This is a genomic window from Corynebacterium lipophiloflavum DSM 44291 (genome assembly GCF_000159635.1).
Lineage (GTDB): Bacteria > Actinomycetota > Actinomycetes > Mycobacteriales > Mycobacteriaceae > Corynebacterium > Corynebacterium lipophiloflavum.
Map to the genome: position 1 here is coordinate 208,454 of NZ_GG667193.1, position 9,916 is coordinate 218,369.

The 9,916-nt window shown below is 67.6% G+C and carries 12 protein-coding genes; all 12 read left to right on the forward strand.

Annotated features, from left to right (window positions below):
• A partial coding sequence (gene dacB / locus HMPREF0298_RS07595) for a D-alanyl-D-alanine carboxypeptidase/D-alanyl-D-alanine endopeptidase (protein ID WP_006840566.1) occupies window positions 1-494 on the forward strand: 494 nt, incomplete at its 5' end.
• Complete coding sequence (gene tilS, locus HMPREF0298_RS07600; RefSeq protein ID WP_006840567.1) at window positions 494-1,396, forward strand: tRNA lysidine(34) synthetase TilS; 903 nt, start codon at window positions 494-496, stop codon at window positions 1,394-1,396. The genes dacB and tilS, both read left to right, overlap by 1 nt.
• 466 nt (window positions 1,397-1,862) lie before the next feature.
• Window positions 1,863-2,507 carry a hypoxanthine phosphoribosyltransferase gene (hpt, locus tag HMPREF0298_RS07605; RefSeq protein WP_083789542.1) on the forward strand — a complete coding sequence of 215 codons (645 nt, stop codon included), beginning with the start codon at window positions 1,863-1,865 and terminating at the stop codon, window positions 2,505-2,507.
• A 14-nt stretch (window positions 2,508-2,521) separates the two neighbouring features.
• Window positions 2,522-4,939 (forward strand): ATP-dependent zinc metalloprotease FtsH, encoded by a 2,418-nt coding sequence (gene ftsH / locus HMPREF0298_RS07610; RefSeq protein WP_006840569.1) that lies wholly within the window; start codon window positions 2,522-2,524, stop codon window positions 4,937-4,939.
• Complete coding sequence (gene folE / locus HMPREF0298_RS07615) at window positions 4,929-5,504, forward strand: GTP cyclohydrolase I FolE (protein ID WP_006840570.1); 576 nt, start codon at window positions 4,929-4,931, stop codon at window positions 5,502-5,504. Before ftsH ends, folE begins: the two co-directional genes overlap by 11 nt.
• Window positions 5,505-5,508: 4 nt before the next feature.
• The gene (gene folP / locus HMPREF0298_RS07620; RefSeq protein WP_006840571.1) at window positions 5,509-6,360 is read left to right on the forward strand and encodes a dihydropteroate synthase; all 852 of its coding nucleotides are present in this window, start codon (window positions 5,509-5,511) and stop codon (window positions 6,358-6,360) included.
• Window positions 6,353-6,730 carry a dihydroneopterin aldolase gene (folB, locus tag HMPREF0298_RS07625; protein ID WP_006840572.1) on the forward strand — a complete coding sequence of 126 codons (378 nt, stop codon included), beginning with the start codon at window positions 6,353-6,355 and terminating at the stop codon, window positions 6,728-6,730. Before folP ends, folB begins: the two co-directional genes overlap by 8 nt.
• A 3-nt stretch (window positions 6,731-6,733) precedes the next feature.
• A complete protein-coding gene (folK, locus tag HMPREF0298_RS07630) occupies window positions 6,734-7,192 on the forward strand; it encodes a 2-amino-4-hydroxy-6-hydroxymethyldihydropteridine diphosphokinase (RefSeq protein WP_006840573.1) in 459 nt (152 codons plus the stop codon).
• Window positions 7,189-7,656 (forward strand): DUF3180 domain-containing protein, encoded by a 468-nt coding sequence (locus tag HMPREF0298_RS07635; RefSeq protein WP_006840574.1) that lies wholly within the window; start codon window positions 7,189-7,191, stop codon window positions 7,654-7,656. The genes folK and HMPREF0298_RS07635 overlap by 4 nt, the downstream gene beginning before the upstream one ends.
• Window positions 7,657-7,666: 10 nt before the next feature.
• Window positions 7,667-8,632 carry a DUF6779 domain-containing protein gene (locus HMPREF0298_RS07640; RefSeq protein ID WP_157464419.1) on the forward strand — a complete coding sequence of 322 codons (966 nt, stop codon included), beginning with the start codon at window positions 7,667-7,669 and terminating at the stop codon, window positions 8,630-8,632.
• Window positions 8,633-9,340 carry a 6PGD fold domain-containing protein gene (locus HMPREF0298_RS07645; RefSeq protein ID WP_006840576.1) on the forward strand — a complete coding sequence of 236 codons (708 nt, stop codon included), beginning with the start codon at window positions 8,633-8,635 and terminating at the stop codon, window positions 9,338-9,340.
• Window positions 9,341-9,916 (forward strand): pantoate--beta-alanine ligase (locus tag HMPREF0298_RS07650; protein WP_006840577.1); only part of this gene is annotated, 576 nt, incomplete at its 3' end.

The window sequence follows — 9,916 nt, forward strand, 5'->3', positions numbered from 1 at the left end:
TGGTCACGCGCCTGCGCGCGATGATGAAGGACTCCGACAACGTCATGGCGGAGGCCATTGGCCGCGAGGTGGCGATCCACCGCGGCTCCACCGCGCCCCAGGCCACACTCGACGTGCTCGCCGAGCACGGTTTCACCACCGCCGGCACCACCCTTGCCGACTCCTCGGGCCTGTCCACCCTGAACCTGATCACGCCCGCGCTGCTCGACGCGGTGCTTCTCTCAGCAGCCCAGGGCGGGGAGATCGCGCCGCTGCTCGACACCTTGCCCGTCGCCCACGGCGAGGGCACGTTGTACGATCGATTCGAGGACTTGCCCGGCCGCGGCTGGGTGCGCGCGAAAACCGGGACACTCGACTACACCAGCGCGCTCGCGGGCACCGTGACCAGCGAAAACGGTAACGTGTATACGTTTGCGCTGCTGTCCAACGACTCCGAGATCCTGCCCGCGCGCCGCGCGATGGACACCTTGACCTCGGCCCTGAGGAAGTACTAGTGGAGCCGTTCTGGCCGCGCTACTCCCCGCACTTTCTCGCTTGTCGACGCTCCCTGCGCGCCCTGCATGGCCCAGCGGTAATCGGGTTGTCCGGGGGCGCGGACTCCCTTGCCCTCGTCGCCGCGGCCGCGGCCGAGGACAAGGATGTGCGCGCGATGATCGTCGACCACCAGCTCCAGGAAGGCTCCGACCAGGTGGCGCGGTGTGCCGCGGAGCAGGCCAACGCCTGGGGAGTGAAGGCATCGGTCATTGCCGTCAACGCTGGCGGGGACAACCTGGAAGCGGCCGCACGCGAGGCGCGCTACGCCGCACTGCTGTCCTTCGGCGTCGACGTCTGGGTCGCGCACACCGCCGACGACCAGGCCGAAACGCTTCTGCTCGGCGCGCTGCGAGGCAACCCCTCGGGCATGGCCGCGCGCGGGGGAATCGACAACAGAATCCTGCGCCCGTTTCTAGGAATCCGCCGCGCCGACACCCGCGGCGCCTGCGCGGAGCTGGGGGTCACCCCGTGGGAGGATCCGATGAACGTCGACGAAAACTACCGCCGGGTCGCCGTGCGCCGCCGGGTGATCCCGCAGCTCGACGAACTCATCGGCGGCGACTGCGTTCCGGCGCTCGCCGCGACCGCCGGGCGCATCGCGGCGGATAGGGAACTGATTGAGGAACTGTGCGATACATCAGCCACATCCGACTGCGTCGAACTGGCCAAAGATCCCGCCCCACTGCGCCGTCGCCGGATCGTTGCCTGGCTCCACGATTCAGGCGTGCGTGTCGACGGCGCGCAACTGTGCTCCATCGAGCGGCTCATCACCGACTGGCACGGGCAGGCGGGCATTGACGTCGGCGGGTGTCGACGTGTGCGCCGGGTTGCCGGCAGGCTGGTGCTAGACGAACTTCGGTGATGCGGAGCTGTTCTCTGTTCGGTTTTCTGTTCGGTGCAATGTCACGGTCGACGGTTGTTTGGTGGTTGCGACCTGGGGTTTTGTACCCGGGCGCGCCTTGACCGTGACTTCTCACCCGGTGCAATGTCACGGTCGACGTTCCCACCGCCACCGCGACCTGCGGTTTTGCCCCCACAAACATCCTGACCGTGACATCTCACCCAGCACAATGTCACGGTCAGCGTGCCCACCGGCACCGCGACCTGCAGTTTTGCCCCCACAAACATCCTGACCGTGACATCTCACCCAGCACAATGTCACAGTCAACGTGCCCACCGGCACCGCGACCTAGGGTTTTTACCCCCTAACACTCCGACACACAAGAATCCCGGGCACCAGCCACCGGGGTGCGGTTGTCCAACGGGCTTGGTCAATGGCAAGATGAGGGAGTTACGCCTCGGGCTGAGAAAGGGCACCCATGACTGCGATGCACGACACCTTGGACGCTAACGTCCCGGCACACCCCTACGGTGATGATGTTGAATCAATCCTCATCTCTGAGGATCAGCTGGGCGCCCGCGTGCAGGAGCTGGCCGACTTGGTCTCAGAGAAGTACCGCGACGCCGACGACGACCTGATCCTGGTGTGCGTGCTCAAGGGCGCGGTGTTCTTCCTCACTGACTTCGCGCGGCGGCTCTCCATTCCGTGCCAGCTGGAGTTCATGGCGGTGTCGTCCTACGGTTCGTCGACAACCAGCTCGGGCGTGGTGCGCATCCTCAAAGACTTGGACAAGGACATTGCCGGGCGCGACGTGCTCATCGTCGAGGACATCATCGACTCCGGCTTGACGCTGTCCTGGCTCATGAAGAACCTCAATGGCCGCGGTCCGAAGTCGTTGAACGTGATCACTTTGCTGCGTAAGCCTGAGGTGCAGACTGCCAAGGTGGACTTGCTCGATATCGGTTTCGATATCCCGAACGAGTTCGTCGTCGGCTACGGCCTAGACTATGCGGAACGCTACCGCGACCTGCCGTTCGTGGGCACGTTGCACCCGCGCGTTTATTCGGACGTCGACAATGGTGAGCAGCCCACCCCGGGGCGTGCCACCGGGCCCGAATCCGTCGAAATCTAAGACAACAGGAATACATGGACAACAACAAAGTACTGCGGTGGGGCATCTTCGGCGCCACCGCCCTAATCGTGCTCTACTTGTTCACGCTGATCGGCGATGAAACCCGCAGCTACCAAACGGTGGACACCTCCGTGGCCTTAGAGCAGTTGCAAAACAACAACGCCCAAGAGGTCCAGATCGACGACCGCGAGCAGCGCGTGCGCATCGACCTGCGCGAACCGATCACCGTCGACGAGCGCGAGGGCGTGGAAAGCGTCATGGCGCAGTACCCAGCGCGAACTTCGCCGGAGATTTTCAACGCGGTGCGTTCCTCGGGCGCGGACAGTTTTGAAACCAACGTCACGCAGGACTCATTCCTGCTGTCCATGCTCGGTTTCATGCTGCCGATGATCCTGATCTTTGGTTTGCTGTTCTACATGATGTACCGCATGCAGGCCGGTGGCGGCATGTTCGGCATCGGCGGCTCGCGGGCAAAGCAGCTGACCAAGGACAACCCGACGAACACGTTCGCCGACGTCGCCGGCGCCGACGAGGCGGTCGACGAGCTTCAAGAGGTCGTGGACTTTTTGCAGGACGCGGAGATTTACGAGCAGCTCGGTGCGAAGATCCCGCGCGGCGTGCTGCTCTACGGCCCTCCCGGCACGGGTAAGACCTTGCTCGCGCGCGCCGTGGCCGGCGAGGCGGGGGTGCCGTTTTACTCGATCTCGGGCTCCGACTTCGTGGAAATGTTCGTCGGTGTCGGCGCCTCGCGCGTGCGCGACCTGTTTAAGCAGGCCCGCGAGAACGCCCCGTGCATCATCTTCGTCGACGAGATCGACGCCGTTGGCCGCCAGCGCGGTTCGGGTACAGGCGGCGGCCACGACGAGCGCGAGCAGACGCTCAACCAGCTGCTCGTGGAGATGGACGGTTTCGGCCCCCGCGAGGGCGTTATCCTCATCGCGGCGACGAACCGCCCCGACATCCTTGACCCAGCGCTGTTGCGCCCGGGACGTTTCGACCGCCAGATCCCGGTGACCAACCCGGACCTGGCCGGGCGCCAGCAGATTCTCAAGGTCCACGCCAAGGACAAGCCGCTCGGCCCCGACGCCGACTTGGACGCGCTGGCCAAGCGCACCGCCGGCATGAGCGGTGCGGACCTGGCCAACGTGCTCAACGAGGCAGCGCTTCTCACCGCGCGCATCGGCGGCAACGTGATCACCGCCGACGCGCTCGAAGAGGCGACCGACCGCGTCATCGGCGGGCCGCGCCGCAGCTCGAAAATCATCTCCGAGAAGGAAAAGAAGGTCACCGCCTACCATGAGGGCGGGCACACGCTCAGCGCGTGGGCGCTTAAAGACATCGAGCGGGTCTACAAGGTCACCATCCTCGCGCGCGGCCGCACCGGCGGGCACGCCATGACCGCGCAGGAGGACGACAAGGGCATGTACAACCGCGACGAGCTGTTCGCCCGCCTTGTCTTCGCCATGGGTGGGCGCGCCGCCGAGGAGCTCGTGTTCGGCGAGCCCACCACGGGTGCGAGCTCGGACATTGAGCAGGCGACGAAGATCGCCCGCGCGATGGTCACCGAGTACGGCATGTCCAGCGTGCTCGGCGCCGTCAAATACGGCATGGAGCAGGGCGATCCCTTCTCCATGTACGGTGCGGGCAACAAGGCCGAGTACTCGCCCGCGGTCGCGGAGACCATCGACCGCGAGGTGCACGAGCTTATCGACGTCGCCCACCAGCGCGCCTACTCGATCCTCGCCGACAACCGCGACTACCTCGACACCCTGGCGACGAAGCTGTTGGAGAAGGAGACGCTGCGCCGCCCGGACTTGGAGGCGATTTTCGACGGCATCGAGCCGCGCGAATCGGGCCTGCCGGTTGTCGACGAGCGCTTTGTCGCCCAGGCCGGCCGCGAGCCGGTGAAAACCCCGGTGGAGCTGGCGAAGGAGCGCGGCGAAGAGCCGCCGGAGAAGGTCTCCCTGCTGGAGATGTCGCGCAACGCGCGCAAGCGCCGCATGGCCGAGCGCGAGGCGGAGAAGAAGGACGATAAAACCGGCTCGACGAAGTGGCGACCGGGTGACAAGCGTGTGGTGGAGCAGCCGCGCTACGGCGGGCCGACACCGCCGCCGAACTGGACCTACCCGGGTGCGGGCCGCCACGCACAGCCTGAGCCGCAGGCCCAGCCTGAACCACAGCCCACGGTAACCAACGAGCACCCCGGCATGCGCAACTACGCGCAGCCGGACGCCCCGATCGGCTTCAAGCTGCCGGACAACGAGCAGCCGGATCACCCGTGGACCGACACGAAAAAGACGACGGAGTCTGCGCGCCACGAGGCGCCGGAGGAGACCCCGAAGCGTGATGCGGCGGACGTCGCTAAGCCAGCCAGCCCGGGTAGCGCCGAGACGACGGAGATTCCCAGGGTGAGGGACGACAATGAGCGCTAGGGCTTTTGATCGTGATCGCGCCGAGGCCGCGGTGCGCGAGCTGCTCATCGCCGTCGGCGAGGACCCCGACCGCGAGGGCCTGGCCGAGACCCCGGCGCGCGTGGCCCGCGCCTACGAGGAGGTCTTCGCGGGCCTGCACTCGGAGCCGACCGACGTGCTGGAAAAAACGTTCGCGGAAAACCACCAGGAGCTCGTCCTGGTGCGCGACATCCCGATCTACTCCACCTGCGAACACCACCTCGTGCCGTTCTTCGGCACGGCCCACATCGGCTACATCCCTGGCCCGGACGGCAAGGTCACCGGGCTGTCGAAGCTGGCGCGCCTGGCGGATCTCTACGCCAAGCGTCCGCAGGTCCAGGAGCGCCTGACCGCGCAGATCGCCGACGCGCTGGTGGACAAGCTCGGCGCGCAGGCCGTCATCGTGGTCATCGAGTGCGAGCACCTGTGCATGGCCATGCGAGGCATCCGCAAGCCGGGGGCGGTGACCACGACGTCCGCGGTGCGCGGCGGGTTCCAGCACAACGCGGCGTCGCGCTCCGAGGTTTTGAGCCTGATCAGGAGGTAGTTGCATGGCCGGTGTGGACGAGCTGACCGTGCCCGGACGGGCGCTGGTGATGGGCATTGTGAACGTCACGTCCGACTCCTTTTCCGACGGCGGTCGCTGGCTCGACCTCGACAGCGCGCTGGATCACGCCCGCACGCTCGTCGCCCGCGGCGCGGACATCATCGATGTCGGGGCGGAGTCGACGCGCCCCGGCGCGGTCCGGGTGCCGGCCGAGGTGGAGGCCGAGCGCGTGCGCCCCGTCATCGAGCACCTGCATGCGGAGGGGATTCGCACCTCCGTGGACACGATGCGCGCCTCGACGGCGCGCGTCGCCGCGGCCGCCGGGGTGGACATGATCAACGACGTCTCCGCCGGCCTCGCCGACCCGGAGATGTACCGCGTGATGGCGGAGGCGAATCTGCCCGTCTGCCTGATGCACTGGCGCACCGACGTCTTCGGCGACGCAGCGGGTGCCTCCGACCACGGCGGCGACGTCACAGGCGACGTGCACGCGCTGCTCAACCAGTGCATCGATGGTGCGCTCGCCGCCGGCGTCAAGCGCGACCAGATCGTCGTCGACCCGGGCCTGGGTTTCGCCAAGACCGCCGAGGAGAACTGGCGCCTGCTCGCCTCGCTCCCCGAATTCATCGCGGGGCCTTACCCGGTGCTGGTCGGGGCGTCGCGCAAGCGCTTCCTCACCGCGATCCGCGCCGAGCGCGGCCTGGAACACGGCCCCGAAGACGCCGACCCGGCCACGGCCGCAGTGACCGCAATCGCCGCGCAGATGGGCGCGTGGTGCGTGCGCGTGCACGAGGTCGCCGCCTCGCGCGATGCCGTCGATGTCGCTGCGGCCTGGAACGGGGCTTCCCGTGGCTGACCGCATCGAGCTCAAAGGCCTGCGCGTCCACGCCCACCACGGCGTGCTCGAGCACGAAACGCGCCACGGCCAGGGGTTTAGCCTGGACATCGTGTGCTGGCTCGACTTCGCCGACGCCGCGGCGGGAGATGATCTGAACCTCACCGTCAACTACGCCGATCTGGCGCAGCTCGCCCACGACATCGCGGCCGGCACCCCGCGCCAGCTCGTGGAAACTGTCGCCTCCGAGATCGCCGACGCTGTGCTTGGATCGTTCGAGGCCCTCCACGCGGTCGAGGTCACGGTGCACAAGCCGCACGCGCCGATCCCGCTGCTGTTCGACGACGTCGCCGTTATCGCGCGCCGCTCGCGAAAGAACCTCAAAGGTTAAGCCATGCGCGCTGTGCTCTCCACCGGCTCCAACATCGAGGATTCCCGCGCGCACTTGGCCAGCGTCGTCGATGAGTTTGCCGACGAACTCGTCGCCGCGTCCTGCCTCTACGCCACGGCCCCGTGGGGTGGGGTGGAGCAAAACGACTTTCTCAACCAGGTCCTCATCGTCGACGTCGAGCAGAGCCCCATCGAGCTGCTGAGGCGCTGCCAGAGCCTCGAGCAGCGCGCGCGCCGCGTCCGCGAGAAGCGCTGGGGTCCGCGCACCTTGGATGTGGACATCGTGCTTATCGACGGCTTCACCTCACGCAATCCCGAGCTCACCGTGCCCCACCCGCGCGCCCACGAACGCGCCTTCGTGCTCGTGCCCTGGCTAGAGATCGACCCGGATGCCCAGCTCGGGGGCCGAAGCGTTGCGGGGATCGTCGATAAGCTGGGTGCGGAAGGGGTGAGAAAGCTGTGACGAGGATCTCCATACCCGCGCTCGTGGCGCTCGCCGGGTTCATGGCCGCGGCGGTGTTCATTCTCGTGCGCAGGTTCTACGGGGCTCTGAGCACCATCGGGCTGAGCGCCTCCATGCCGCTGTGGATCGTCGCCGCCGTGTGCCTCTTTGTGGCCTACATGGTGAAAAAGCGACGCGAGGAAGGCAACGTGGGCCTGGACCGCTCCCAGCTCAACCCCATGATGGCGGCGAACTTCATGCTGCTGGGCAAAGCCAGCGCCTGGGCCGGAGCCGTGTGCGCCGGGGCGTTTGCGGGCCTGCTCGTCTACATCGCACCGCGCCTCGACCTGCTCGCGGCCGCCCAAGCGGACCTGCCCGGCACGCTGTCGGGAACCCTCGGGGGGCTCGCGCTGGCGGTCGCCGGGGTCGTGTTGGAGCGCGCCTGCGAGGTGTCGCCACCTACTCAGGGCGAGGCGGTTGGTTAAGGTGATGACCATGAATGCCGAGAACACGAAACGCGACAACGCTACTTTGTGGATCGTCGTGCCCTTCGCACTCGCCATCGTGGGCACCGTGGTGATGCTGTTTACCAACTCGGCGAACGTCCTCAAAGTTTCCCTCATCCTCGCTTTGTGGGCGGCCGTTGCCGGGATCATCCTAGTAACCCGGCTGCGCCGCGACCGCGATCAGGCGCAGCGCGAACTGGTGGCCCGTTCCGAACGCTTCGAGGCCGAGCTCGACGCCGCGCAGGCGCGCGGCGAGGCGGACCGGGTACTGCTCGAGCGCGCGCACAGCGGCGAGGCGCCTTCCGGAGTCGATGTTGAGGTGCTGCGCGAGATCCAGGCCGAGCTCGCCCGGCTGCGCGCGCAACTCGAGGAACTGTCCGGGCGGTACTTCGAATACGAGCCCGCCGCGCTGCGCGCCCAGGCCCGGCGCATCGCCGAGCTGGAGGAAGCAGCCGGGTCGTCCAAGGTGGAGCCGGAGCCAGTGGCGCCGGAGCCCGAGCCCAAGCCGGTGGAGCCCGAGCCGGTAGCGGAGGTCGCGGAGCCGGTGGAGCCCGAGCCGGTGGCCACCAAGCCTGCCTCGGGCCCGTCGACCGATGACACCGCGAAACTGCAGCGCGTGCGTGAATCGGTCCCGGCGCCCAAGCGCACAACACCCGCGCCGGGGCCGTCGCGCCCGGCGGGAGCACCAACGTTCGATGCGGTCGCGGGCCGGGTCGGCGAGCGCCGCGAGACGATCAATGACGCCCACAATCCCCTGTCGAAGCTCATCAGCGAGCGGCAGGCGGAGAGGTTCGAAGAACCAGCGCAACCGGCGCCCAAGCCTGCACCGAAACCGGCACCCGAACCCGCACCGAAGCCTGAGGCGCACGGGGGCCGCCGTCGCCGCGACGAGCAGGGCCGCAGCTCGCTGACCGTGGCGGAGCTTCTGGCGCGGGCCGAAAGGAACGCTGAATAGATGGCGCCACGCCTCACCATTGGTGCGGTTGTCACGGAAACGGAACTCTCGCGCGCGCTCGCTCGCGCGGGCCACACGGTGCGCGGCCTTGACGCGCGCAACCCCGGCAGCGTCGCGGATGTCGACGCGGTGCTTCTCGATATGTCCGACACCGTGCGCATCGCGGAACTCGCGGACGCGTTCGCTGCCTACGTCCGGCCGCGCCAGTTGTTCATCCACACGGCGCTTGCGCAGGGAGCGCAGCTTCTCGACGCCGTCGAGACGCGCGGGGCGATCGTCATGGCGGCGCACAACGTGTTTTCCAACCACTGGGTGACATCGGCCGCCGATGAGCTCGGGGAGACGGTGATCGGCCTGCTCATCGCGGAGATCGGCGGGGTGTCGCACACAATCGCGGACAGTCAGCGGATGCGCGCCGCCGCCGCACTGCGCATCCAGGCGCACGAAAGTGTGCTGCGCGCCGACTCCTTCGACCTGCTGTCTTCTGCCGTGGAGTCGTTGGAGGCGTTCGGCCACGAGTACAGTGTGGCGCCGCGTGGGAGCGTCGATAAGCTAAGCCCCGCGGAGCTGGAACGGATGCGCCAGGCGATTGATGACCCGGGCGTGGCCGCGCTGTTCGTGGAGCTGCAGAGGCGCTCGGCGCAGCAGCTTGGCGACGCCGAGACCGAGCTGTGGTCGATGTTTACAACGAATCAGGAAGGAAAGTAAGTGGCTTTCGAACCAGGCGCGGCCGTGGTGGTGACGGACCCGACGCAGCTAGCCACCTACGGCAGGGCGTTTCGCAAGGTGGGCAAATCCGTCGTGGTCGTGCCGCTGGGCGAGGGGATCCACGCCGGGCACGTGCAGCTCATCCGCGCGGCGCGTGCGCTGCTCGGGGCAGTGGTGATGGTGACCTATACCGGTGAGAAGGTCCCGGAGGTCTTCGCCGCGGAGAAGGTTGACGTGGTGTTTCACGGTTGCCTCGGCGGCGGGGTGTGCGTATCCACCGGCATCGACCACCTCGAGGACGCCGGGGAGATCGGCGCGGCGGTCGGCAGCGTCATCGCCGCGGCGGGTGCGACGCACGCGACCGACATCGTGCTGGGGGAGAAGGACTTCGAGCTGCTCGTCGCGCTGCAGCGGGCGGTGACGGCGCTGCGCATGGAGGTCAAGCTGCACAGCGTGCCGATCGTGCGGTCGTCATCAGGCGTGGCGATGTCGCTGCGCAACGATCGTCTCGCGCAGGTAGATCGCGAGGCGGCGCTGGCGCTGTCGGCGGCGCTGACCGCCGGGGCCCACGTCGCC